18 protein-coding genes and 7 pseudogenes are annotated in these 24,197 nt (G+C 52.6%); 14 read left to right on the top strand and 11 right to left on the bottom strand.

All coding sequences use genetic code 11. The annotated features are described in order from the left end of the window. A partial coding sequence (locus ACO0LF_RS30265) for an IS5 family transposase (RefSeq protein WP_423020953.1) occupies window positions 1–713 on the top strand: 713 nt, incomplete at its 5' end. Window positions 714–1,426: 713 nt separating this feature from the next. Then, window positions 1,427–3,484, top strand: a complete 2,058-nt coding sequence (locus ACO0LF_RS30270) for a methyl-accepting chemotaxis protein (protein ID WP_423020955.1) — start codon at window positions 1,427–1,429, stop codon at window positions 3,482–3,484. 305 nt (window positions 3,485–3,789) lie between these two features. On the opposite strand, the gene ACO0LF_RS30275 is transcribed toward ACO0LF_RS30270, so the two are convergent. Continuing rightward, on the bottom strand, window positions 3,790–4,098 hold the full coding sequence (locus tag ACO0LF_RS30275; RefSeq protein WP_423020957.1) for a hypothetical protein: 309 nt from the start codon (window positions 4,096–4,098) through the stop codon (window positions 3,790–3,792). Window positions 4,099–4,178: 80 nt separating this feature from the next. On the opposite strand from ACO0LF_RS30275, the gene ACO0LF_RS30280 reads away from it, so the two are divergent. Continuing rightward, window positions 4,179–4,448 (top strand): GNAT family N-acetyltransferase, encoded by a 270-nt coding sequence (locus ACO0LF_RS30280; protein ID WP_423020959.1) that lies wholly within the window; start codon window positions 4,179–4,181, stop codon window positions 4,446–4,448. Window positions 4,449–4,799: 351 nt separating this feature from the next. Here the strand turns inward: ACO0LF_RS30280 and ACO0LF_RS30285 are convergent. The 5 genes and pseudogenes from ACO0LF_RS30285 to ACO0LF_RS30305 all read right to left on the bottom strand — a co-directional run. Beyond that, window positions 4,800–5,429, bottom strand: a pseudogene (locus ACO0LF_RS30285) (MFS transporter); the annotation flags it as partial. A gap of 46 nt (window positions 5,430–5,475) precedes the next feature. Continuing rightward, window positions 5,476–6,858 (bottom strand): annotated as a pseudogene (locus ACO0LF_RS30290) (IS481 family transposase); the annotation flags it as partial. Between the two features lie 4 nt (window positions 6,859–6,862). After that, a pseudogene (locus ACO0LF_RS30295) lies at window positions 6,863–7,432 on the bottom strand (recombinase family protein). A 203-nt stretch (window positions 7,433–7,635) separates the two neighbouring features. Further along, window positions 7,636–10,390, bottom strand: a pseudogene (gene mgtA, locus ACO0LF_RS30300) (magnesium-translocating P-type ATPase). Window positions 10,391–10,509: 119 nt separating this feature from the next. Next, window positions 10,510–10,890: a hypothetical protein gene (locus tag ACO0LF_RS30305; protein WP_423020961.1), complete on the bottom strand. Its 381-nt coding sequence runs from the start codon at window positions 10,888–10,890 to the stop codon at window positions 10,510–10,512. 247 nt (window positions 10,891–11,137) lie between these two features. Here ACO0LF_RS30305 and ACO0LF_RS30310 point away from each other — a divergent pair, with 247 nt between their 5' ends. Next, a complete protein-coding gene (locus ACO0LF_RS30310) occupies window positions 11,138–11,407 on the top strand; it encodes a metal-sensing transcriptional repressor (RefSeq protein ID WP_423020985.1) in 270 nt (89 codons plus the stop codon). Between the two features lie 10 nt (window positions 11,408–11,417). Next, a pseudogene (locus tag ACO0LF_RS30315) lies at window positions 11,418–12,544 on the top strand (nickel/cobalt efflux transporter). A 467-nt stretch (window positions 12,545–13,011) separates the two neighbouring features. On the opposite strand, the gene ACO0LF_RS30320 reads toward ACO0LF_RS30315, so the two are convergent. The 3 genes from ACO0LF_RS30320 to ACO0LF_RS30330 all read right to left on the bottom strand — a co-directional run bounded on the left by ACO0LF_RS30320 (window position 13,012) and on the right by ACO0LF_RS30330 (window position 14,719). After that, window positions 13,012–13,446: an EamA family transporter gene (locus ACO0LF_RS30320; protein ID WP_423020963.1), complete on the bottom strand. Its 435-nt coding sequence runs from the start codon at window positions 13,444–13,446 to the stop codon at window positions 13,012–13,014. Between the two features lie 73 nt (window positions 13,447–13,519). After that, window positions 13,520–13,927, bottom strand: coding sequence for a hypothetical protein (locus ACO0LF_RS30325; RefSeq protein WP_423020965.1), 408 nt, complete (start codon window positions 13,925–13,927; stop codon window positions 13,520–13,522). Between the two features lie 42 nt (window positions 13,928–13,969). Next, complete coding sequence (locus ACO0LF_RS30330; RefSeq protein ID WP_423020987.1) at window positions 13,970–14,719, bottom strand: hypothetical protein; 750 nt, start codon at window positions 14,717–14,719, stop codon at window positions 13,970–13,972. Between the two features lie 354 nt (window positions 14,720–15,073). Here ACO0LF_RS30330 and ACO0LF_RS30335 point away from each other — a divergent pair, with 354 nt between their 5' ends. From ACO0LF_RS30335 to ACO0LF_RS30360, 6 genes and pseudogenes are all read left to right on the top strand, one after another. Then, on the top strand, window positions 15,074–15,736 hold the full coding sequence (locus tag ACO0LF_RS30335; protein ID WP_423020967.1) for a response regulator: 663 nt from the start codon (window positions 15,074–15,076) through the stop codon (window positions 15,734–15,736). Beyond that, window positions 15,733–17,064 (top strand): ATP-binding protein, encoded by a 1,332-nt coding sequence (locus ACO0LF_RS30340; protein ID WP_423020969.1) that lies wholly within the window; start codon window positions 15,733–15,735, stop codon window positions 17,062–17,064. The genes ACO0LF_RS30335 and ACO0LF_RS30340 overlap by 4 nt, the downstream gene beginning before the upstream one ends. Window positions 17,065–17,217: 153 nt before the next feature. Continuing rightward, the gene (locus tag ACO0LF_RS30345) at window positions 17,218–17,418 is read left to right on the top strand and encodes a hypothetical protein (protein WP_423020971.1); all 201 of its coding nucleotides are present in this window, start codon (window positions 17,218–17,220) and stop codon (window positions 17,416–17,418) included. A 12-nt stretch (window positions 17,419–17,430) separates the two neighbouring features. Beyond that, window positions 17,431–18,348, top strand: coding sequence for an efflux RND transporter periplasmic adaptor subunit (locus tag ACO0LF_RS30350; RefSeq protein WP_423020973.1), 918 nt, complete (start codon window positions 17,431–17,433; stop codon window positions 18,346–18,348). A gap of 38 nt (window positions 18,349–18,386) precedes the next feature. Beyond that, window positions 18,387–21,418: pseudogene (locus tag ACO0LF_RS30355) on the top strand (efflux RND transporter permease subunit). Between the two features lie 38 nt (window positions 21,419–21,456). Then, window positions 21,457–22,131, top strand: coding sequence for a phosphatase PAP2 family protein (locus tag ACO0LF_RS30360; protein ID WP_423020975.1), 675 nt, complete (start codon window positions 21,457–21,459; stop codon window positions 22,129–22,131). 139 nt (window positions 22,132–22,270) lie between these two features. Here ACO0LF_RS30360 and ACO0LF_RS30365 read toward each other — a convergent pair whose 3' ends face one another. Together ACO0LF_RS30365 and ACO0LF_RS30370 are read right to left on the bottom strand one after the other, a co-directional pair. Next, window positions 22,271–22,579, bottom strand: a complete 309-nt coding sequence (locus tag ACO0LF_RS30365) for a hypothetical protein (RefSeq protein ID WP_423020977.1) — start codon at window positions 22,577–22,579, stop codon at window positions 22,271–22,273. A gap of 48 nt (window positions 22,580–22,627) precedes the next feature. Then, window positions 22,628–22,765: a hypothetical protein gene (locus tag ACO0LF_RS30370; RefSeq protein ID WP_423020979.1), complete on the bottom strand. Its 138-nt coding sequence runs from the start codon at window positions 22,763–22,765 to the stop codon at window positions 22,628–22,630. Between the two features lie 2 nt (window positions 22,766–22,767). Between ACO0LF_RS30370 and ACO0LF_RS30375 the strand changes: the two genes are divergently transcribed. From ACO0LF_RS30375 to ACO0LF_RS30385, 3 genes and pseudogenes are all read left to right on the top strand, one after another. Then, window positions 22,768–23,169, top strand: a complete 402-nt coding sequence (locus tag ACO0LF_RS30375; RefSeq protein ID WP_423020981.1) for a hypothetical protein — start codon at window positions 22,768–22,770, stop codon at window positions 23,167–23,169. A 333-nt stretch (window positions 23,170–23,502) separates the two neighbouring features. Further along, window positions 23,503–23,760 carry a hypothetical protein gene (locus ACO0LF_RS30380; protein WP_423020983.1) on the top strand — a complete coding sequence of 86 codons (258 nt, stop codon included), beginning with the start codon at window positions 23,503–23,505 and terminating at the stop codon, window positions 23,758–23,760. Between the two features lie 259 nt (window positions 23,761–24,019). Then, window positions 24,020–24,197 (top strand): annotated as a pseudogene (locus ACO0LF_RS30385) (IS256 family transposase); the annotation flags it as partial.

Consider the following 24,197-nt stretch of genomic DNA (forward strand, 5'->3'; position numbering starts at 1 on the left):
CAGTTTCCATGCGCAGTTTTGTCGGCATAGACCTGGGCAGCGAGCCTGTTCCTGATGAAACGACGGTGTGTAAATTTCGGCACTTACTGGAACGGCATGCACTTGGCAAACGTATTTTTGAGGAAGTAGGCCGTCATTTGCAAGAGCGGGGGATGAAGGTGTCGGGCGGCACCATCGTTGATGCCACCATCATTGCCGCCCCGTCTTCGACCAAGAACAAAGATGGAGAACGTGATCCGGAAATGCGTCAAACCAAAAAAGGGAATCAATGGCACTTCGGCAGGAAGGGACACATTGGCGTGGACAGCAAGACCAAATTGATACACAGCGTTGTCGCAACGGGTGCCAATGTTCATGACAGCCAGGTATTACCTGACCTGCTGCATGGACAAGAGACGCGTTATTGGGGCGATTCCGCCTACCTGGGCCAAAAGCAGGCTGCGCGTAGTAAGGCACCCAAGGCGAAAGATTTTACTAACTGCCGTGCTACACGCAGTCATGCATTAACAGATGCAGAACGTCTGACCAACCGTCGCAAGTCAAGCATACGGGCCAAGGTAGAGCATGCCTTTGGGATCATCAAGCGCGTGTTTGGATTTGCGAAGGTGCGTTATCGCGGATTGCAGAAGAACGCGCATCGCCTGTTTGTCACTTGTGCGCTGGCGAATCTGTTCATGGTCCGCAGGCGCTTGATGCGCATGCAAGGGGCATAGTGTGCCAATTGCGCGAGAAATCGCGCAAGAACAAGGGAAATTCGGAGAAATTTGTCCTAATTTCCACTAAAAAACATGCTCTTGTGAGCATGTTTTATGAATGAGCAGCACTTGGTTTCGAAGTTTAAGAAAATTAGAACTTAATCAGATGTTCCTTAAGTAATTGTAGACAAGCGTCACATGGATATTGCCTATATTACCATTTTTAGCTAGTGACACGGGACTTCTGAGAAACAAACTATTTATATGAAAAAAGTTCTTCTGCTCTTTGCGACGGCAATAACCTGAGGGAATATTCCGTCAAAACGCTACTCTTTTAATGGTTGTCATTTAATTGCGAGGCAGCGTAGACCTACTGGAAAAATTGCTCGGAGCGGAATCGACGTCTATACCGTTTTCCTTGGGGGCCGGACAACTCTGCTGCTATTTGGTAATAACGACTGGTCATATTTGTGCGCTACCGCACTGTTGACTTTACATATTTTTGCTATCACTACAGGTTAACTGAGTGAGGGGGCAGGTACGTCCATCCCAGAGTTCAATTGAGCTTTAGAAATTCTTTTAAATTTTTTCACACCATTTCCATCGCAATATTTGATGCGAAACAGCAACTATACTTTCCAGCAATGTTCATCTGAACTATGATGAATGCGAAGCCATAGTAGCTATTTCTCTTAGGCACGATTTCTAATTAACCCAAGTGAAAGACTGACATGGATGCCATTTCAAAACTTCGCCCTCTACAGCTTTGGCATAAATTTCTAATCTTGAGTTTGATGGCAGTGCTAATCGCCAGTATTCCCACTTTTTTGTACACCCGGGAAGCAGCCAAGGGGCTTGATGCTTATACCGATGAACAGCAAGGTTTGTCCGCAGTCGCGGCAGGCCTCAGGATGGTTCAGCTCACCCAGCAACATCGCGGACTCTCCGCACTCGTGCTCGGCGGGGTCGTCACGGCCCAGGACAAGCGCGACGCCAAGCAAAAGGAAGCTGACACTGCGTACACAGAGATCGAGGCCATTGTCAAAAAAATCCATGACCGTGGCGTTGACGATGCGTGGGCACCAGCCAAACGGGACTGGGAAACCCTCAGTGCGAACGTCAGGAACAAAAGCATTACAGTACCGCAAAGCTATGTTGCCCATACTGCGCTGGTACCAAAGCTGCTCAAGGTGAATGACCTTATAGGTGATTATTATGGCTTGAGTCTCGATCCGGACAAGGACACCTACCAACTCATCCAGGCAATGTTCTACCAGCTTCCTTACCTGAGTGAAGAACTTGGTAAGACGCGTGCAAAAGGAGCCGGGCTGCTGGCGCGCAAGGAAGCTTCTGCTGATGACCGTCTTCAACTGTCTTCCATCGTGGCGAGGGTGAGCGACCGGCTTGATCAGACATTGTCAGCTTTTAGCAAGGCCGCGTCTGCCAACCCCGTCTTCCAAACGAAGCTCGGACCCATCATGCAGGAAGCAGCACAAGCTGCTGGAAAAATTACCGATCTGGCGCTTGAGCAAATTGTTAAACCGGAAGCACTCACCTATTCACCTGAAGAATACGTGGCTCTGTCGACCCAGGCAATTGACCTCCAATTTAAACTCAATGAAATGGCCAGCATGGAGCTAGATGCGATCCTGTCCGAAAAAATCGTTGCATTCTATAAGACGCGCTGGATCATGTTGGGCGCAATGTCCGCATTGCTGGCGTTGGCTGGATATATAGCGATACTTATTTCGCGTTCCGTTACTGTTCCGCTACACAATGCCATCAAAGTTGCACAAAATGTGGCTAGCGGCAATCTTGCCAATGATTTTGATGTCGGGGTGCCAAACGAGGTAGGACAATTGCTACGCGCACTGAAGGCAATGAATGGCAGCTTGCGTAATATTGTTGGCGACGTGCGCTTGAATATCAACAATATCAATGCAGCCACACGCGATATTGCCAGCGGCAACGCAGACGTTTCGGCGCGGCTAGAATCGCAGGCATCTAATCTCGAGGAAACAGCCTCATCTATGGAAGAGCTCACCTCTACCGTCAGGCAGAACACCGAAAATGCGCACCAGGCCAATGAACTGGTGATCAATGCATCCAGCGTCGCCACCAAGGGCGGATCGGTCGTCGCTCAGGTAGTGCAGACTATGGGTGAAATCAATGAAAGTTCGCGCAAGATTGTCGATATCATCAGCGTCATTGACGGTATCGCTTTCCAGACCAATATCCTTGCGTTGAATGCGGCGGTGGAAGCAGCACGTGCTGGTGAACAAGGGCGCGGTTTTGCCGTAGTGGCGAGCGAGGTACGCAACCTGGCTCACCGCTCGGCCAGCGCGGCCAAGGAAATTAAAGGATTGATAGGAACCAGTGTAGCAAAGGTGGAGGTCGGCAATCGCCTGGCAGACGAGGCTGGGATCGCCATGGAAAAAATCGTTACTAGTGTCGGGCGTATTACTCAAATTATGTCTGAAATCGCAGTAGCATCCGGTGAGCAAGGGGCTGGGATCGAACAAGTCAATCTGGCGATCACTCAGATGGACGACATGACGCAGCAAAACGCCGCACTGGTGGAGCAAACTGCGGCAGCCTCGGCGAGCCTGCAGGAACAGGCGCAAACACTGGTGAACTCAATAAGCATCTTTACACTTGGAAATGAAGCAGAAGTCATAGCTAAACCCGCTTCTCAAGCTAAAGACAGTCGTGTATCCAACGTTGGCGCACGAAGCAAAAGCCACACTTTACTTAGCGGCCAAAATTCACGTCAAATGTCAGGTCCTTAAAATTATAAATAGTTTAATGGGATAAGTTGACGAAAGAGCCTACCTGCAAAGCTATCAGCTATTCTCCGCACTGGGGGTATGGTGCTTAAACGGTACATGAATAGGGCGGGGTGGCAGGGCGGCGGACGGTAACGATTTATTCATCACGGTAATGCTGTCAAACCTTAAGGGCGAAAGTTATACTGATAATCGGCAAAGTTAAACGTCCACCTGTTTTTCTCTTCTACCGCCGTCTCGGAAGCTAGATTAACTGGAACACATTGCGTACATGAGCTTGCAATGTGTTCGAGATCACCACAATATTTTTATCTCACTTGGATATTACCTTGCAGCAAGTCGCCTGGGACATCGCAACTGCTGAAGCTGATGTAATTGCCTGATGGAAATAACAGGTTTTTCAGCGCAAAAGCGGAAACCGCTTCAAAGCTGATGGAGAGCTTATTCTCAATCTGCGGTGGTATCTGACTGTTGATCCGTTGGTTAACCTGGCTCTTCAAATCGTCTGAACCGCTCGGGCCGGCGCCCGATATCTGGCTTTCAACCTTGGCCCCTGTGCCTTGCATGACAACCTTGATCTTCTGGTTGCGGCCATCGCCACCGACGGATAGAGGCATGAAAGCCTGAACATTCAGGCTGACTTCCGTGCTAAGGTTTCTTTCCGACGTAGAGGTGCAACATTGAACAGCAGGAAGACTTGGATGCTTACGCTGGCTGGCTCAAGGAAGCTCTGGTATCGAGTAAGTATTGCGGATTATTAGCTGAAGTGCAAGGTGAGGTAATCGCTGGAGCTGGCATGACCATTCTGGAATGGGGATCGACGCGGGGCGACACGCAAATCAATCGAGGTAGGATCGTTAATGTCTATACTGCACCAGCCTGGCGCAGGCAAGGTATTGCAAAGATGCTGGTTTCAAGAGTAATTCAACTTGGCGAGGCACGCGGACTGAGAACATTTTTAGCTTGAGTGCTTCTGATAAGGGTAAGTCTCTATATCAAGACTTGGGATTTGTTTCTTATTCGACAGAGATGCTGCGCAAAGCAATAGTGCGTGACATTGAGAATACCTCTTCGACATAACACCGACATCACGTATGTTAAATACCAGTAATTGATAAATAGTCACTAGGTGTAGTGACCTGCATTTGAAAAGGCCCGACCGGCATTCCAGCCGGTTCTCGGCCAGGAATAACTGCAACTGACGGCCCCCTCAAACCAACATTAGCTGCAAATGAACCTGCATTAATCCGCACCGACATGCATTCCACCGCCGCGAACCAGGAATAAGTGCAACTGACCGTGTCTGTTTCTCGCTCAGTTATTTGACCAAGGGAGGCGATACAATTGCCGGTGAAACCACCTCCCCGTGGGAATTGCCAGAGCGATATGTTGCCAGTCCGATGAGTGCCACTATGCAGAAGAGGGCACCAGCATAGAATGTGGCCGATGCTCCAAGTCGATCCCAGAGCAGCCCCGCCACGACGCTCGCGACCAGCATGGCGGCACCACTCATCAGGTTGAACATGCCATAAGCTGTTCCGCGTAGATCGGCCGGTGCTGTATCTGCCACCATCGTCACCAACAAGCCCTGCATGATCCCCATGTGCACGCCCCAAAGCGCGACGCCAGCCAACACGACAGCCCAATGGTCATTCGTAGCTAAAACCAGATCGGCGGCGATCAACACGATAAGGCCGAGTGCGAGCAGCTTGGTGTGGCTCATGCGGTCAGAGAGCTTTCCAAACGGATACGCCGACATGGCATAAATAAAATTCATTGCAACCATCACCAGCGGCACCAGTGCAACCGGAATGCCACCCTGTTGTACACGAAGGACAAGAAAAGCTTCGCTGAATCGGGCCAACGAAAACACAGCGCCGATTCCCACCACCCACCAGTATGGGGCGCTAAGGCGAATAAGATTCTCTCGGCGGATGGGATTCGTGCGCCTCGGCGTCGAAGGGCTGAATTGGTAATTCGCCTGGTAGATTCAGTGGGGCTAAATGTAGGTCCTTGCCGGCCAGCGCCTCGATGGGCAGCTTGAGCTGATCGGCCAGGGTGCGTATACGGTCGGTGCGCGCGTCGGCCGCGCCGCGCTTGAAGGCACGATAGCGGTTCAACGGAATCTGCCCGGCGACCGGGTAGTACGGGCCGGTACGAACGCTTTCGTACTCGACGTACAGTTCGTTGTCGAACAGCCCCCACAGCAGCAACACATATTCGCCGGCCATGTCCGGCTCGACTTCGTAGCTCGTGCCCTCCACCGACACGCGCGCGTCCACACCCACGCGGCGCCGCTCCGGCTCGCGGGCGAAGCGACAGTACTGCTCCCAAGCGCACATCTGCCGGATGCCGCCGTTCGGGAAATTGGCAAGCCAGTCCTCGATGCGCGAATGCTGCTCGGAGCGATGATCCTGGCGAATGTAGCGCATCAGGTAGCGCAACAGCCATTCGTTAGCCTGCTGCTCTGTTTCGGGCTTGTGGAAGTGGTAAAGCGTCTCGTGGGCTTCCTTCACCGTGCGGAATAGCCGCTCGACTTTTCCCTTCGAGCGCGCCGTGACACGCTCGCCGTCCTTGCCGGCAGGGATGTGTGTTATCCACTCGATGCCCAGCGCGTGCATCACATTCTGGAATACGCGGCTCTTGGCGACAGGGCCGTTGTCCAGGTAGATCATCAGTGGCCGTCCGTGGAACGGGTATTCGGGATCGGCCTTTGCTGCCATCGCGTTGAACAGGAAACGCAGCGCCGATTCGGCATCCTTGCCATAGACGCAGCGGTACTCCTGGTAGGCCACACCGCTGCGGTCGTCCACGACGCTGTACAGCATCAGAGTCGGCTCGCCCTTTCCCGGCTCGATCCAGTCTGGCTTGTCGATCCGCTTGAGGTCGGACGGCGACATGTCGAACTGCCAGCAGTCGTTGCTGTGCTCGGCTTGGAAGCGCACGGCTGGTGGCTGCCGGCGCAGGCGCGGCTGGTCGAGGTGCCAAAGTGTGAGGTACTGGTTGACCGTGCTGCGCGTCAGCACGCCTTTCGGCGAGCGCACCAGCCCCTGTGCCGTCTCGACGCCATATTCCTCCAGCTCGATGGAGCGCATCGTGGACAGGTGGCGGCCCTGTTTGTTGGTAGTGCGCAGCTTGAGGGCGGCGACCAGCTCGCAGTACCGCTCCAATTCCAATTTCGGCAGCACGCGCGGCTTTTCGTGATCGGTGCAGTGAACTACGCGAGGCTTAAGAAAGTCCTTCAGGGCGCGATACACCGATGTGGTGGAAATACCGTAAAGATCGAACATGGCGCGCACCTGGGCCGCACGCTCCGGTCTTTTGTGAGACAGACGGTCAAGCCGCTGCCGCAATTGCAGCAGCGATTCAGCCGGGATCTGCTTACGCCACCCGGCCGCCATCGCGCTCAGCCTTGTCGAGATAGTTGTAGAGCGTGGATTTGGAAATCCCCATCATCTTGCAGATTTCTTCAACGGTATGGTTTCGTTCCCGGTGCAGTTTCTCGGCAAGCGCGAGCTTGACCGGGTCGAGGCGCGTCGGCCGTCCGCCCATGCGGCCGCGCGCGCCGCGACCAGTCCGGCTTGCGTGCGCTCGCGGATCAGGTTGCGCTCGAACTCGGCCAGCGCGCCGAACAGGTGAAAGACCAGCCTGCCGCCGCTCGACGTGGTGTCGATGTTTCTTGCAGGCTGCGCAGCCCAACCTTGGCTATTTCTAGCCGCTCGACCAGCTCGATCAGGTTCTTGAGCGACCGGCCTAGCCGATCCAGCCGCCAGATGACCACCGTGTCGCCGGCGCGCAGCATGCTCATGAGGGGGCCAGCCCAGTGCGACCTGCCCTGGCACCGCTAACCATATCCTCGAACACGCGCTCGCAGCCAGCCGCCTGCAACGCATCGCGCTGCAGGTCCAGGTTCTGGTCGTCGGTCGATACACGGGCGTAGCCGATCAGCATTGCGACTTGTCCAATAAATCACGAAAATTCAGTATAGCTGAACTTTGAATAATGGAAAGGGATTGTAGATGGTCCTTGCGCTTGAGCTACCCAACGCTCGCCGGCCTGGCGCGGAAGTGCAACAAACCCTCGTTTTCTGGACTCGCGATAGGCGCCGTGGCGGGCTAACGCAAACGCGTCCACCTACCTTGTCGCCTTACGCTTTACTGCCAGCCATAGCGGCGCGTGTAGAAGCCTTTCATCGCTTGCGTCAACGCCATATACGCCAGCAGTATCAAGGGCAGAAACACGAAGTACAGCGGCGGCAAAGCTTGCAGTTTGAAGTAATGCGCAAGTGGACCCATCGGCAAGAAGATACCAACCGCCATGATGATTCCGGTCATCACCATCAGCGGCATCGATGCGCGGCTTTGGATAAAGGGCAGCTTCGGTGTACGGATCATGTGGACGATCAGGGTCTGCGTCAGCAGCCCGACGATAAACCAGCCCGACTGGAACAAGGTTTGGTGTGCCGGCGTATTGGCGCCGAACACGAACCACATCAGCGCGTAGGTCGTGATGTCGAAGACTGAACTGATCGGCCCGAAATACACCATGAAACGGCCAACATCGCTCGGTTGCCAGCGTTGCGGCTGTTTAAGCATTTCCTCATCCACGTTGTCGAAAGGAATGGCGATCTGCGAAATGTCATACAGCAGGTTTTGCACCAGCAGGTCATCGGCAGCATCGGCAGGAACGGAATAAAGGCGCTCGCGATCAGCACCGAAAACACATTGCCGAAGTTGGAGCTGGCCGTCATCTTGATGTACTTGAGCATGTTAGCAAAGGTGCGACGGCCTTCCAGCACCCCTTCCTCCAGGATCATCAGGCTCTTTTCCAGCAGGATGATGTCGGCCGCTTCCTTTGCGATATCGACGGCGGTATCGACCGAAATGCCGATGTCTGCGGTACGCAACGCGGGCGCATCGTTGATGCCGTCGCCCATGAAACCAACCACATGGCCATTGGCCTTGAGCAGCCGTACGATGCGCTCCTTGTGCGCGGGAGTGAGCCTGGCGAACACGTTGGTCTGTTCGACGGCATTGGCCAGTTCGGCGTCTCCCATCCACTCGACATCCGAACCGAGCAGCACGGCGTCGATGCGCAAGCCCACCTCGCGGCAGATTTTGGCCGTCACAAGCTCGTTGTCGCCGGTCAATATCTTCACCACCACGCCATGCTCGGCCAAGGCCTTGAGCGCCGGCGCGGTGCTTTCCTTTGGCGGGTCAAGGAAGGCGACATAGCCGATCAGGGTCAGTTCGCGCTCATCGGCCACACCATATATTTCCTGCTCAGGCGGCAGTTCTTTGGCGGCCACGGCGACCACCCGCAAGCCATCGTCATTGAGATCGGCCGTCACCTGGCGTATGCGTTCGAGCAGCTCGGGTGTCAACGGTTCGAGCGCATCGCCGTGGCGCACCTGGGTGCAGACCGACAGGATTTCCTCTACCGCGCCCTTGGTGATGACTAGGTGATGCTCGTCATGCTCAGCCACCACCACCGACATGCGGCGGCGTGTGAAGTCGAACGGTATCTCGTCGACCTTGCGAAATGCGGTCGCCGCCTCCAGTTCGCGGTGTACTTCGACGTGTTCCAGCACGGCCACGTCGAGCAGGTTCTTCAGACCGGTCTGGTAATAGCTGTTGAGGTGCGCCATTTCCAGCACATCGTCAGAATCCTGTCCTCAGACATCGACATGGCGGGCCAGGAAAATCTTGTCCTGCGTGAGCGTGCCGGTCTTGTCGGTGCACAGCACGTCCATCACGCCGAAATTCTGGATCGCGTCTAGGCGCTTTACGATGACTTTCTTGCGAGAGAGGATGACGGCGCCCTTGGCCAGTGTCGAGGTGACGATCATCGGCAACATCTCTGGCGTCAGGCCGACGGCAATGGACAGGGCGAACAGCAGCGCCTCCATCCAGTCTTCCTTGGTGAAGCCATTGATGAACAGGACCGCCGGCGCCATCACGAACATGAATCGGATCAGCAGCCAGCTCACCTTGTTTACGCCGGACTGGAATGCGGTCGGGGCGCGGTCGGTGGCAGTGACGCTGCTGGCGAGCGCGCCGAAGTAGGTGCCATTGCCCGTTGCAACCACGATAGCCGTGGCTACGCCAGACACCACGTTGGTGCCCATGAACAGGATATTGTCAAGTTCAAGCGGGTTGAGAACGCTCATGTCATGATGCTCGGCGAATTTTCTACCGGCATCGACTCGCCCGTCATGGCCGCCTGGCTCACAAACAAGTCCTTGGCGCTCAGCAAACGGCAGTCGGCCGGGATCATGTCGCCCGCCGACAGCACGATCACGTCGCCAGGGACGAGCTGCTTGATCGGCAGTTCAATACGCCGACCGTCCTTAGCTTGAGCGTGCGCGCTGAGGAGTTCCACCTCCGGTGTCGCGCCGACATCGCGCCGCATCACGGTGGCGGTGTTGATGACCATGGCCTTGAGTGCGTCGGCCGCCTTGTTCGACTTGGCTTCCTGCCAAAAACGCAACAGAGTGGAGAGCACGACCATGGTGCCAATGACGGTGGCCGCCTTCAAGTCCTCCGTCAGGTAGGAAATGGCGGCCAGCAGTGTCAGCAACAGATTGAAGGGGTTATTGTAGCAACGCCACAGGTGTAGCCACCATGGCAACGGCTTTTCATGCTTGACCTCGTTCAGGCCGACCCGCGCGCGCGCCGCCTCCGCTTCTTTCTCCGTCTGACCGTCCGCATGGCTGTCTGTCGTCTTGAAAATGATGGACAAGTCGCTGGTCGCGGCGGCCACAAGTGAGTGCCTGAGCGGCGCTGGCACGGCGTGGCGCCCGACGCCCTGGGGCAGCGTTTCCAGCGTGACGAGGCGGCGGAAGTGACGGCCAATGTGGCGTGTGTTCAGGAAGCTTGCGAAAAGTTCTTTCAACAGGGTGAAGTTCATTTTTATTCTCCAGCCGCCCATGTGAGGCCCCCGTTGGTTCAAGGGCGTCACACGGGCGACATCAATTCAGGGTCGTTGGGCATGGTAAGTTCGGTATTCGCCGTTACAGCGCTTGCGCGTCACGGCAGGAAAGGTACTGATAGCATTCGCAAACCGATCGAGAACCAGCGTTGGTCCGCAATGTGGCCGAAGCGGTTGCCGTAAGTGGCGTCGATCTGTACACGACCGGGCACCAGCCAGTGCCGCACTCCGACCTGGTAATTCGGTTTGCCCTGGTTCTGTCCAAACGTTTCGGCGATCAGCCAATTGTTCGGGTTTAGCTCGGTTTCCGAACCGATGCCCCAGGTAAGCCGGTTGCCCGTCGTCCGCTCGCGCAACCATCCAAGATTGGTGTGCAGCACGAAACGGTCGTCCTTGAAAGAAAAACTCGTCGGGACGGTGGCGTACCAGTCGCGTCCCGCATCGCTCACGTGGGTGTGGCGCGCCGTTCCCAGCGTCAAGCCTATGCCCAGCCATTCGGCGCCATGGTTTTGAGGACGGTTTTTCCCTGGAGCACAACGTCAGTCAGGGACGTGCCGTGGCCATCGCGTGTGATGGCGCCGCCTGCTGTCAACTCAAGGTTGCCGGTGAAGTTGCATGCTAGCAATGCCCAATATTCGGTACTGTCTTGGTTGGTCCTGGTCCAACTTTCGAGTTAGCAGGGCTTGGCAAAGGTGATGCGCGCATCGTCGGTGATCATTGGCCGCGCTGCTTGAGCACACGTCACACCCAGCTATCGTCAAGCGTCTCAAGCGCGCCGAAGGCCACCTTAAAAGCATTATCGCAATGCTTGAAGAGGGGCGCGGATGCCTGGACATCGCTCAGCAGCTTCAAGCGGTCGAAAGCGCAGTCAGTAGCGCCAAAAAAACCTTGGTGCACGACCACATCGACCATTGCCTGGAGCATGCGGTACGTGCCGGAACCCAGAGCGCGGACGACACCATCCGCGAGTTCAAATCGATCACCAAATATCTGTAGAGATCATTCCATGACTGAGTTTTCGACCTTGCAGCAGCAGGGTGCATCCAACGCTTGGCTATTCATCCCCAGCGCTATCCTGCTCGGCGCGTTGCACGGCCTTGAGCCCGGCCACCCCAAAACTATGATGGCGGCCTTTATCGTTGCAGTGCGCGGCACCTTGACTCAGGCAGTTTTGCTTGGCCTCGCGGCAACACTGTCGCATACCGCCGTTGTATGGGTCATCGCATTGGGCGGGATGTATTTCGGTCAGCACTGGGATGCGGAAGCAAGCAAGCCATATATGCAAGTTGCATCGGCCATGCTGATGGCTGGCGTCGCGATCTGGATGATATGGAGGACTTGGCGGCAGCAGCGCACTTGCTTCCATGATCATGGGCATGGCCACGATCACAGCGCCGACGCAGTGAAAAGGATCGACACCGGCCATGGCGTGGTGCGCTTGGAAGTGTTTGAGGATGGCGTACCGGCGCGTTTCCGCGTTTATCGTGAGAGCAAACATGGTCTCGTTTGGCATGCAGATCAGGTCCGCCTTGAAACGGAACGCCCAGATGGCAGCCGTCAGGTGTACGCCTTCGTGCAGCGCGACGATTTCATGGAGTCAGAGCAGGAGATACCGGAACCGCACGAGTTCGTCGCCCGCCTGCCTTTGGGTCATCAAGACCACAGTCATGACTACGACGTGGAGTTCGTCCAGCATGACGACCATCATCATCACGCCATCAAGGACTATGAAGGACTAGATGTGTCGGCGCCTGGCTACCAAGATACCCATGAACTGGCCCACGCCAATAACATTCGCCGCCGTTTTGCCAATCGTGAGGTGACGACTGGTCAAATCATCATATTTGGCCTAACCGGCGGGTTGATTCCATGCCCAGCATCCATCACAGTTTTATTGTTATGCCTACAACTAAAGAAAGTCGCCCTCGGTGCCACATTGGTATTGTGCTTTAGCATCGGGCTGGCAGTAACAATGGTCGCATCGGGCGCCCTGGCCGCGCTGAGCGTGAAGCATGTTTCCAAGCGGTGGAGCGGTTTCGGCAAGTTTGCCGGGTACGCCCCTACTTTTCCGGTGGGCTAATATTGCTAGTTGCCTTCTATATTGGCTACGAAGGACTGCGTGCACTGATGTGATAGTCATCGAGTCACCCCGTCAGTCGCAGTTATCGCTGGTCTGCGTAGATGGAATGCAGGTCGACGCGGATAAATGCAGGTTCATTTGCAGCTAATGCTGGTTTGAGGGAGTCTTCAGTTGCAGTTATTCCTAGCCGAGAATCGCTTGGAATGCTGGTCGCGCCTTTTTCAAATGCAGGTCACTACAGCTAGGGTAACAATCAACGATCGCATTTACAAAACCGTAGCGGGCACATTGTCCGAATCAATTACGACAAAAATTGATGGCCTGCTGAAATCGGCTGCTGGCAAAACTTAACCCACTGCTGAATAATTCCATCTGAAATTGCCTCACGTTTAGCATACGATCCTACATATCTTGATGAGTAGGAGATAGGAGTGGCCCTGGCATTACTATATATATTTTTCTACGCTGACACATTCGTTACCAGATTCCATTATAGAAAATAGCAAGTCGACTTATTAAATCAGCGCTTCAAGGCTAGTACCAATACTCCGGCACAGACCAATGCGATTCCTGACCATTCTTGTAAAGATGGGCGCTCTTCCAAAAAGAGGAAGGCGAATATGGCGACAAACACTAGGCTCATTTTATCGACGGGTGCAACTTTTGAGGCATCACCTATTTGCAGTGCTCGAAAATAGCAGAGCCACGATGCTCCTGTAGCCAAACCTGACAAAATAAGAAACAGCCAACTTTTTGCCGAGAGTGAGGCTGGGTTACTCATTTTTCCGGTCAATGAGACAACGCCAATTAAAACGACAAGAATGATGGCAGTTCTGATCAGGGTGGCGAAGTCGGAGTCAACATTTTTGATACCAATTTTAGCGAAAATTGCCGTGAACGCGGCAAATATCGCCGACAGGCATGCCCAATAAAACCAGCTATTTGAAGTTCCCATTTTTTGCTCCAGATGATAGGGCAGTGCTTGTCAGCCTGATAGGAGTGCATTGAACCGATGCTGATTACATTTATTACTTTGCGTCCGCATTCATCTTGTCAAATTCTGCGAGCAAATCCTTGATACTCTGCTTGCAACTGGTGGGGTTGGGTGTCTTTTCCCGCAAGGCTGCCAATGCTTTGTCGATCGCTTTATCCAGCACATGCCAATCTGCAGCGGCCCTCGGTTTCAAGCCTGCTTCTGCTTCGTCCCAGCTTACTTCCAGGTCTTTGATACGTTTTTTTGCACCAGCAAGATCAGCTTTATCGATCAGTGTTGACGTGTCCTGTGCGATGAGACGGAACTTGTTTAAATCCCCCAGTTTTGAGCTTGCTGCTTGCGCAGAGCTGACAAAATAATCCGTGTGAGTAAGTGGGCCCGAAGCCAGAACAGTAATCAGTCCAAGAGCAAATAAGAAGTGCCTGATTTTTTGATGTTTCATTTTAATACCTCATGATGATGGATTGATAAAAATATACTTGCTTCAGTTTTTTGACATACGTGCGCGCTGGCTGCGTTGGTCAAACGTCAGAAAAAGTACAAGTATCGTAATGGTGCTAAGGAAAGCAATGCTGGTATTGATCGTGCCCCAACCCAGGCCGCCATACTCAGGAGTCTGAGAAAAAAGATCACCCAGTGAGGCTCCCAGTGGGCGGGTAAGTATGTAAGCCAGCCAGAACGCTAAGACAGGATTGGCACCCAAACGGTAGGCAAAGTAAATTAAAGCAATCAATCCGGCGAATATGCCGGTACCCAATCTGAATCCCAGGCCCAGTGCTTCTGTGGCAAGGTCGCCTGCCGCAGTTCCCAGCGCGAACGTCAGCAATATGGCTGTCCAGTAAAATAATTCTCTGCGCCGACTGACAATAGTATGGATAGAAAGAGTACGCTCACGCCGGTACCATGCTCCGAAAACTACCGCGAGCAAAACACAGAAGACGGAAGTGCTTAGATAGAGGCTGACGCCCATGCCATCGGTTAAAGCATCCGTAATTTGTGTGCCAACGATACTGAGCAGCACTACCGAAAGCCAATAGATCCAGGGTACATAGCGATTGATCCTGATCTGTATAAACAGTGCCCATGCCAGCAGACTGGTCATGATTGCACAGGTAATCACAGTGCCCAGACCTGCATGCACAACCAGATAGTCTGCTGCCGTTTCTCCCACAGTCGTGGAAAGTATTTTAATCAACCAGAAAAACAAGGTCACCGCCGGCACCTTGTTTAGCATCTGATGCTGCTGGTTTTTTTGAGATGAATTCATGCTGTCTTTCTATCTAAAAGGGCTGATTTCAGGATAATTCAACAGGGAGATTGGCTTGCAAGCATGCAAACTTATTTCAAAAAACATGTTTGCTTGATTGCACCGGCAAGAGTTCTGTTGCTCAGCATACTGATAGAAGATTAAGAGTTCATTAATTCAACAGGAGCGTCAGAAAATTTTTTAACTTTGATTTCTATTGCATGTCTTAAGTCTGGCTTAACTAAGCATCAGGTAAGCTTGATTCAAGGTTACCATCCTATGCAGACAGCATCAGCCTGGGTCTGTGAACAGCTTATTGCACAAGTTGAAGGAAGATATCGCATGAGAATGCTACTGGTCGAAGATGACCCAATGATAGGCGAAAGCATAGAAGAAGCTTTACGTAGTGAGGCCTATGCGGTTGACTGGGTGCGTGATGGGCTTAATGCGGAACTGGCCCTGGGCAACCAGGACTATGACCTTGTTCTGCTGGACCTGGGTCTGCCCAAAAAGAGTGGCCTGGATGTGTTGCAACGCTATCGCAGGCAAGGAGGGGCGGTGCCAGTACTAATTATCACCGCCCGCGATGCCAAAGCCTCAAGAATAGAGGGGCTGGATGCTGGCGCAGATGACTATCTTATTAAGCCATTTGATGTTGATGAACTCATGGCCCGTATAAGGGCGGTACTCAGGCGGCATCGTGGCTATAACCAGTCGAGCATCAGCCACGGCGGTGTCATGATGAACCTGGCCACGCATGAGGTTACCTTGAACGATGCCATTGTGCATCTCTCGGCGCGTGAGTTTTCTGTGTTACGCGCATTGCTGGACGCTGGCAGTAATGTCGTTCCCAAATCCCAGCTTGAAGACAGGATTTATGGCTGGGGCGATGAAATCGAGAGTAATGCCATTGATGTTTATATCCATCATCTGCGCAGGAAGCTCGGTGCTGATTTTATCAAGAATGTCCGGGGAGTTGGCTATAAATTAATGGCTGCAGAATGAAAACTATACGCGCTCAGCTTATGCTTGGTCTGTTGTCCGGTGCATTGGTATGTACTCTGGTAGCAGGACTGGCCATTTACCGGTTGGCTGACCGTGAGTCGAATGAGCAGTCAGACCGCCAGTTAAAGCAAATAGCCCTGGCCTTGCCTGTGCAACTGGTGACCAATCAGGTTATGCCTGCGACCGAAGATGCTGACGACATGATTCTTATCCAGGTGTGGGACCAGCGTGGCTGGAAAATATACTTTTCGCAGTCAGACCTGCCTTTGCCGCTTCAACCGGCAGTTGGATACCAGAATGTCTCATTTGCAGGTGAGACATTCCGTGTGTATACCGAACTCAGGGCTGACCGCCAGATACAAATTTCACAGCCGGTCTGGGTGCGACACAAATTTGCGGTGAATATGGCATTGCGTATATTGTCGCCACTGGTCGTGCTGCTTTTTGCGCTGGCGTTTCTGATCTATGTTGTGGTTGGCAAGACCCTGGCACCACTACGTAAATTGGAAGCAGCGGTCGCTACCCGAGCGCCCAATGCCTTGCACATTATAGAGCTGGGTGAATTACCAGAAGACTTGCTACCCATACTCTCAGCCCTGAATCGTCTGCTAGAAAAGATTGAGCTTGCGATGACAGAACAACGGGTCTTTGTGGCAGATGCCGCCCATGAATTACGCTCGCCCTTAACTGCATTGAAATTACAACTGCAACTCGCTGAACGCTCTTCTACCGATGCTTTGCGCGCTACTGCGTTTGTCAAGCTGCACGACAGACTGGACAGGTCCAGTCATTTGGTACATCAATTATTAACCCTGGCGCGCCAAGAGCCGGATGAGGCTGCGCGTACGCTGACAGACTGCGACCTGTATTTACTGGCAGAACAGTCGGTGATCGATCATTCTGCCCATGCAGACAGCAAGTCGATTGACCTGGGGCTGACCGGGGATTCCGTATCCATTCATATCCTCGGCAATATCGAAGGCCTGGGCATCATGCTCAATAACCTCGTGGACAATGCTTTGCGCTATACGCAGCGGGGCGGAAGAGTGGATGTCTATGCAGGCGTTGAATCCGGGCAGCCAGTATTGAGGGTGAGTGACAATGGGCCGGGTATTGCTGAAAGTGAACGCATGCGGATATTTGACCGCTTTTATCGCCCTGACGGAAATGCAAGCTGGGGCTGTGGCCTGGGTATGTCCATCGTCAAAAATGTGGCTGACCTGCACAGCGCAGAAATTCATCTGAACAGTAACGCTAATAATGTCGGCCTGGTCGTCACGGTGCGTTTGTCAAGGAATGCATTTGGCATTCCCGAAAAAAATAAATAAATGGCTAAGTGGGCAGGTAAAAGCGTTTCAAAACAGATGGCATTGATACTTGCAATCTCATCGTTTTTGGCCGCGTGAGCATGTTTATTCAACCAAAATTCAACGAAAACTAAACTAAAACTCAACTAAAATTCAACAGTGTTAAGGCTTGCGATGTTAATAAGAAAAAAGCAGTTGCTTGTAGTTGCCGTCATCGGCGCATTACTTTTTATTGGTCTGGGCCAGCACTATATGTGGGGCCAGCCAGCGGCGAAAAACGTGGCGGCGAAACCACTTCCTCTGGTGACGACTGTGATCACACAACGTGCTGACTTGCCCATAAAATTCACTGCACAAGGGCATCTTGTCGCTTAGAATCAGGTGGATGTGCGGCCACAAATAACCGGTGTGATCCGCAGCGTCAATTTCCGTGAGGGTGACCAAGTGCAGGCAGGACAGGTCTTGTTTACCCTGGATGCCAGCGATGCAAGCGCGCTGGTCAATCGCTACAAGGGGCAGTCAGCACAGATACAAGCCTTGCTGGCCGATGCCGAACGCGATTATCTCCGTTCCAAAGAGCTGGTGAAGGCCGGTTTTATCTCGGTCAGCACAGTCACCAGTTCGCAGAGCAAGGTAGAGGCATTGCAGGCACAATTAACTGCCACAAGTGCCGAGACAGACAGTGCAAAAATCCAGGCAGGCTATACCCGTATAACGGCACCGGTTTCTGGCGTGGCAGGTGCTGTCAGCATTCATCCGAGCAGCCTGGCACAGACTTCTTCCGCGCTACCCCTGGTGACACTGGTGCAGATGGACCCGATCGCCATGGAATTCAATTTACCAGAACAGGCACTCCCGACAATCCTGGCCGCCCGTGAAAAGAATAAAGTCGCGGTCACGCTGGAGACGCCAGACAAACAAACGGTACAAGGTTTTATCAGCTTCATCAACAATAGCGTTAACCAGGACACAGGCACCATCAGTCTGAAAGCCAGTTTTCCAAATGCATCACGCCGCTTGTGGCCCGGCGGATTCACCCGCGCTACTGTGCATGCCGGGGTGAGCAAAGACGCTGTGACCTTGCCGCCGCAAGCTGTGCTTGAAGGTCCGGCAGGACGTTTTGTCTATCTGCTCATGGACAATGGCAAGGTGAAATCGAAACCGGTAGATTTGTTGCGCATTCAGGATGGCAAGGCCGTGCTCGAAGGTTTATCTGGCGGCGAAACGGTGGTGCTCGAAGGTGGCCAAAATATTTCAGATGGGGCCGCCGTGACAACTGCCAATAAAGCAGGTGGTACGCCATGAATATCTACGAATTTTTTATCGACCGGCCCATTGCCACCATGCTGCTGTGGCTGAGCGTTATCGTAACGGGCGCGGTATGCTGGTTTAAGTTACCCATTGCGGCTTTACCTAACTACTATACCCCCACCATACAGGTAAGTGCCCGATTGTCCGGTGCCAGCCCGGAAACCATGTCAACTTCGGTTGCCACGCCCCTGGAAAAGCAGTTTTCTGCCATCCCTGGTCTTTTGGCGACAACATCAACCAGCATACAGGGCGAAACCAGATCACGTTGGAATTTGATTCCGGCAGGCCAATTGATGCGGCGGCTGGAGACGTTCAAGCTGCCTTGTTCAGAGCTAGCCGTTCTCTGCCCGCAGAGATGACTACGCCGCCTTCTTATCGCAAGGTCAACCTTGCCGATGCGCCGATATTGCTGGTTGGCTTGAGTTCTCCCTCAATGAAATTGACAGAGCTGAATGGCTTCTCTGACAATCTCATTGTGCCTGCCTTGTCCACGATCAATGGCGTTGCACAGGTCAACGTGACCGGGCAAAAGCGGTATGCAGTGCGCATAGAAATTCAACCCGATCGCCTGGCGGCAGTCAACCTGACCTTGCCTGAAGTGAGTGCCGCACTCAAGGCTGCCAATTCCAATGTGCCTACCGGCCAGTTCGATGGCAAGCGTCAGATGATGATGTTGTATGTTCCCGGCGGTTTGATGAAAGCAACAGACTTTGCCAATGTCATCATCACCAGCAGGCGTGGTCAGCCCATACGGCTGCAGGATGTCGCCGATGTGCAAGACAGCATTGAGAACGTGCAAAACACCAGCGCAATCAATGGTGTCAGCGCCATTCTGCTGACCATACAGCGGCAGCCGGGGGCCAACACGGTCGCCACGGTTGATGCAATCAGAAACATGTTACCCGTGTTGCAGTCACAATTGCCTGCGTCTGTGAAAGTGTCTTTGCTGTCAGACAGGTCTGTTTCCATACGCAATGCTGTCCATGATGTGAATTTGACGATGGTACTCACCATCGCGCTGGTCGTGATGGTCATCTTGTTATTCTTGCGGCGCCTGGCGGCAACGTTGATCCCCTCGATCAGCCTACCCATTTCATTGCTTGGCACCTTCGGGCTCATGTTTGCGCTGGGATTAAGCCTGGATAATATCTCGTTGATGGGGCTGACCATTGCAGTTGGCCTGGTTGTTGATGATGCCATTGTCGAACTTGAAAACATCATGCGTCATATCCAAGCAGGGATGTCGCCGCCATTGGCGGCAAGGCAGGGCGTGAGGGAAGTCGGTTTTACCGTCATGTCCATCTCGGTGTCTTTGATTGCCGTGTTCATTCCCATCTTCTTTATGCCTGGCGTGACTGGCTTGCTGTTCCACGAATTTGCCGTCGTCGTGTCTTTATCGATCGTTGTCTCTGCTGCCGTTGCCTTGACGCTGATACCTTTGATTGTACCCATGCTGATCAAACCAGCCAGTCACCACGCCCATGGACCTGGCTGGACCCGCCTGTTTGAAGCTGGTTTTGAGTACATCCTGGCGGCCTCTGGACGTGGACTTGAATGGGCCATGGCACATCGCAGCATCGTCTTGCTGGGCGGTCTGGCCACTGTATTGCTGACCGGCTTATTGTATGTCGCAGCACCTAAAGGATTTTTTCCCCAAGAAGACATAGGTCAGATATCCGTCAATGTCGATACACCGCAAGACATGGCCTATGACACCAGGCTGGAGATCAACAAGCACCTTGAAGCCATCCTGTTGCGTGACAGCTCTACCAGTGACGTGGTGTCGAAAGTCGATCATGATACGACCGCATTTACGCTTACCTTGAAAGACAAGCGCAAGCGACCCGCAATGCCTGAAGTGCTGGCGCAGTTACGCAAGACAACGGCGGCTTTACCCGGTATCAAAGTCTTTTTCAGTCCAGTGCAGAATTTGCGTATTGGTGGCCGTGGCTCTAAAAGTACTTTCCAATACACACTGGAATCAGTCAGCCCTAGCGACCTGGATATATGGGCAGATAAACTGCTCTCTACCCTGAAAAAATCCGAGGTGTTTGTCGGGCTGGCTACCGATGCACAAAAAGACGGTTTACAGGCAAGATTATTGATTGACCGGGATAAAGCCTCACAGCTGGGTGCGGACATGAACGTCATCAAAAGCACCCTCTACACGGCATTTGGTACACAACAGGTCTCCACCATCTATGCACCTGAAGACAGCTACCAGGTCATCATGGAAATGGCGCTGGAAAGCCGCTGCGACGAAACCAGTTTGAACCAGGTTTATGTGCGTAGCAATACAGGTGCGCTCGTCCCTATCTCTGCACTGGCAAGTGTTGAGCGCACCAAAGGCAGCATGGCAATCAATCATCAGGGGCAGCTTCCTGCGGTCACAATCACGTTCGATCTTGCACCAGGCAAGTCCTTGTCTGATGCCGCGACAGCGATTGATGCTGCCCGTCAGCAGATAGGTTTGCCTACTTTTGTATTCGGTGCATTTGCAGGCCAGGCAGCCCTGTTCCAGCAGGCACAAAGTACCCAGCTCTGGCTCATACTCATCGCCGTGGCAGTGATTTACGTCGTATTGGGCATGCTGTATGAGAGCTGGATACATCCTGTGACGATCTTACTGGGCATTCCCTCTGCCGCAGTCGGTGCCTTGCTTGCATTGCGTATCACCGGTTTTGAGTTGACTTTTATCGCCATGATAGGCGTGCTCCTCCTGATTGGCGTCGTCAAGAAAAATGCCATCATGATGATAGATTTTGCGCTGGATGCCCAGCGACGTCTTGGGTTGACACTAGTCGAGGCAATACGCCAGGCCTGCCTGCTGCGGTTTCGTCCTATCATGATGACGACGCTGTGCGCAATCATGGGGGCGCTGCCCATTGCACTGGGCCTTGGGGCTGGTGCAGAATTGCGCCAGCCTTTGGGGATGTCAATTGTAGGAGGTTTATTGTTTTCTCAATTGATCACCTTGTTTATCACGCCTGTACTTTATCTTTGTTTTGACAGAACCAGGCCTGTCGCTGACCTGGCTGAGCCTGTTGTTGCTTTCAACACATAAATTCTCCAATTAAAATCACCAATTTTTCAGGATGTCCTATGGATGCAATTTTGAAGCGTTTGCAATTACGTTGGCCCAAATTGCTTGCGCTTTTTGTCGGCGTACTACTGCCTTTTTGCCTGTTCAGCATGCTCGCTGGCGAAGCCATAGAGCGCGAGGTATTTTTCTTTGACCAGCCCATACTGATGTTCTTACACGCGCATGCCAATGGACATCTGGATACGCTTATGCTGTTCTTTACCCATATAGGTTCAGCACCATGGGTGGTAACGTTTGAGCTGCTGCTATTCGGGGTTCTCCTTTATACGCGCCGACGCATGGATGCTGTATTTACTTTTTTATCTTTGGTCGGCACGGCACTGCTGAATATGCTGGCAAAGAATTTTTTTGCGAGGATACGGCCTGATTTCTGGGTTTCACTGCAACCAGAAACAAGCTACAGCTTCCCAAGCGGCCACTCCATGAATGCGATGGCGCTGGTGGCTGTTCTCATTATTCTCAGTTGGCGCAGCAAGATCCGCTGGCCTGTTGCGATCACTGCTGTCTGTTTTGCTTTCATGGTCAGTGCCTCGCGTCTGTATCTGGGCGTGCATTTTCCTTCGGATGTACTTGCCGGGTGGACTGCTGCCCTGACCTGGGTGATAGGGCTGGCTTTCATCCTGAAATGCCGGACGGCCCGTGGAGAGGTGAAAACACCAGAAGTTATCGATTAGCTTGCAGATCCGCTCCGTATGATGTGGTGACATTGCTGAAAAGATGCTGAAACGTTTTTTTTGCTGGCTCGACAAGGCCAGTTCAATTTCACCATGTCTATTAATGATTTCTTAATTGTTTTTCGACTAGCATTCATCATTAAGTACAGAATGTGCGTTCAGGGCATTGCGCGATAAAGTGATCAAGCTGAGCCTGGGTAGCATTGTCCAGTGCTTGCAAGGTCTCATCGAAAGCAAATGTCTTTGCAAGAATGGACATTTTTAAAGTCAATGGAAAATTCCGCTTTAGCTTTGCGCCTGCTATTTTTCTGCCTGCATCCTGTGTTTTTGTATGCAGTTTGTCGGTGCAACTTGGAAATGATGTGACATTCAAAGAGACGACCTGTTCTTCAATACGCCTGGTCACCGGGTATGAGAAACGCTGGCCAGAGCATGAAGCTTCCAGCATAGCTTGATCAAGCAGTTAATTTGAGTTGTATCAAACTTCTTACAATACTTACTTTTTTAACAATTCATCGTCACCAGCCACAGATAGCGGCAGGTCATTGCCAACATCAGCGGCGCGACCCTGCCTTGTGCCCATGTTACCGATGGCGTGCGGCGCATTGCCGCGATTGCCCAGGTCGCCCTTCAAAAATGAAACGCCATGCCCAGCCCGCTTTGGGCACGCTGGTGGAAATCAGTATCAGCGATGCAGTCGATGCTGTGCTTGATGATGGTCGGCTACAAGCTGCCTTCCACGCTGGCTTTACTGCCGTCCACACCATCCATGGGCTCATGAGCTTTCACTCGCCTGACAGTGACATCAGCCGTTATAACCGCGCCGCTGTCGGCAGCGTTATCGATATCCATCCGCTGGAACACTGGGCCATGCAAGCCCATGGTGCGTTCATTATCCCACTGAGTTTTCTGGCGTGTTGCCTGCTGTTCCAGCGCATGCGCCGCGCCCACCGCGCACTGCGTAACCATTACAGTGGTTGGAGCATGCTGCTGACCCTGCTGGCACTGACAATGCTATGCCCTGTATTACTTCGCTAGCGAAATCCTGCATCCCTATTGGTCTGCCGCACACTGGATAGTTGGCTAAACTCTGACCTTGTTATTGAGTCTTCATATTTTTCTCGGTCGTGAATTGAAATGCATAGACCGATCTGAATATTGTTTGAATGGGGTTGTCGCTTGCTGATCAGAAAAGGCAAATAAAAGCTAGGTCATCTGCAGACTGGTTCAGGTAAGCATCAAAGAAACACTGCGCTAAAAAAATGCTTGCTGTCGTATCAGTATTTTCGATACGCAAAACTTGGATTTATTTGATGTATAGTTGATATGATATGAAATAATCATTTACCTACTTACTAATGAGTCTTACTTATGCAGCGAGCTCTTGAACGTTTCGGCGTTCCAGAAGAAAATCTAAGGGCGGCAAGAAAATGGGCCGAAAAGCAGAATATTGAAATTTTTCTATGCTATGTACCTACGCGTAAGGAAGTGGCTAAATTAAGTCCGAAGAAAATCACTAAAATCCTGTTGAATTGGATGTGTCACAGTCCAGTCGATATTATCCCTAGTAAAAGCCAGATCATCGATGTCAGGAACATGGGTAAGTTTGCCCATCCCCCAAAAATGTAAAATTAGCCCGAAAGTCTTTCTCAGACCGAAGCATTGAGCTTAGTTTTGAAGCATTTTAAGCACTGCATGAATCACTCTTTTTACATTTTTGGGGGAATTTTGAGTAGAGCGAAGAGTGAGGGGGTCGTGCCGGGATAAAGCTGGAAATGATACACAAGCCTAAAAGTAATATGGATCGAGCCTGTAAATAAAAGTGTGTAAGTAATTCTGGTAGATGAACCTCCTATAATGAGGAATTGCCAAAATGACGACAAACGCCATGGAAAGAAGCAAACTGCAGGCGCTGGCCAAAGAGCTGGCGAAAGACATTAAGACCGAAGCTGATTTGAATGCGTTCTCCCGTGAGCTGCTCAAGCTCACGGTGGAAACAGCGCTCAATGCAGAACTGACCGAGCACCTCGGCTACGAGAGGCATCAGGACAGCACGCCAGGCAAGG

Origin of the sequence: Undibacterium sp. Di27W (assembly GCF_049340345.1) — a bacterium.
GTDB lineage: Bacteria > Pseudomonadota > Gammaproteobacteria > Burkholderiales > Burkholderiaceae_D > Undibacterium.

What these genes read in the sequence shown, in the direction of transcription:
- ACO0LF_RS30325 (WP_423020965.1), bottom strand. Translation starts at nt 13,927, where the DNA reads ATGAAACATCAAAAAATCAGGCACTTCTTATTTGCTCTTGGACTGATT.
- ACO0LF_RS30335 (WP_423020967.1), top strand. Translation starts at nt 15,074, where the DNA reads ATGAGAATGCTACTGGTCGAAGATGACCCAATGATAGGCGAAAGCATA.
- ACO0LF_RS30340 (WP_423020969.1), top strand. Translation starts at nt 15,733, where the DNA reads ATGAAAACTATACGCGCTCAGCTTATGCTTGGTCTGTTGTCCGGTGCA.
- ACO0LF_RS30270 (WP_423020955.1), top strand. Translation starts at nt 1,427, where the DNA reads ATGGATGCCATTTCAAAACTTCGCCCTCTACAGCTTTGGCATAAATTT.
- ACO0LF_RS30380 (WP_423020983.1), top strand. Translation starts at nt 23,503, where the DNA reads ATGCAGCGAGCTCTTGAACGTTTCGGCGTTCCAGAAGAAAATCTAAGG.
- ACO0LF_RS30345 (WP_423020971.1), top strand. Translation starts at nt 17,218, where the DNA reads ATGTTAATAAGAAAAAAGCAGTTGCTTGTAGTTGCCGTCATCGGCGCA.
- ACO0LF_RS30330 (WP_423020987.1), bottom strand. Translation starts at nt 14,719, where the DNA reads ATGCTAAACAAGGTGCCGGCGGTGACCTTGTTTTTCTGGTTGATTAAA.
- ACO0LF_RS30275 (WP_423020957.1), bottom strand. Translation starts at nt 4,098, where the DNA reads ATGCCTCTATCCGTCGGTGGCGATGGCCGCAACCAGAAGATCAAGGTT.
- ACO0LF_RS30360 (WP_423020975.1), top strand. Translation starts at nt 21,457, where the DNA reads ATGGATGCAATTTTGAAGCGTTTGCAATTACGTTGGCCCAAATTGCTT.
- ACO0LF_RS30375 (WP_423020981.1), top strand. Translation starts at nt 22,768, where the DNA reads ATGAAACGCCATGCCCAGCCCGCTTTGGGCACGCTGGTGGAAATCAGT.
- ACO0LF_RS30365 (WP_423020977.1), bottom strand. Translation starts at nt 22,579, where the DNA reads ATGCTGGAAGCTTCATGCTCTGGCCAGCGTTTCTCATACCCGGTGACC.
- ACO0LF_RS30320 (WP_423020963.1), bottom strand. Translation starts at nt 13,446, where the DNA reads ATGGGAACTTCAAATAGCTGGTTTTATTGGGCATGCCTGTCGGCGATA.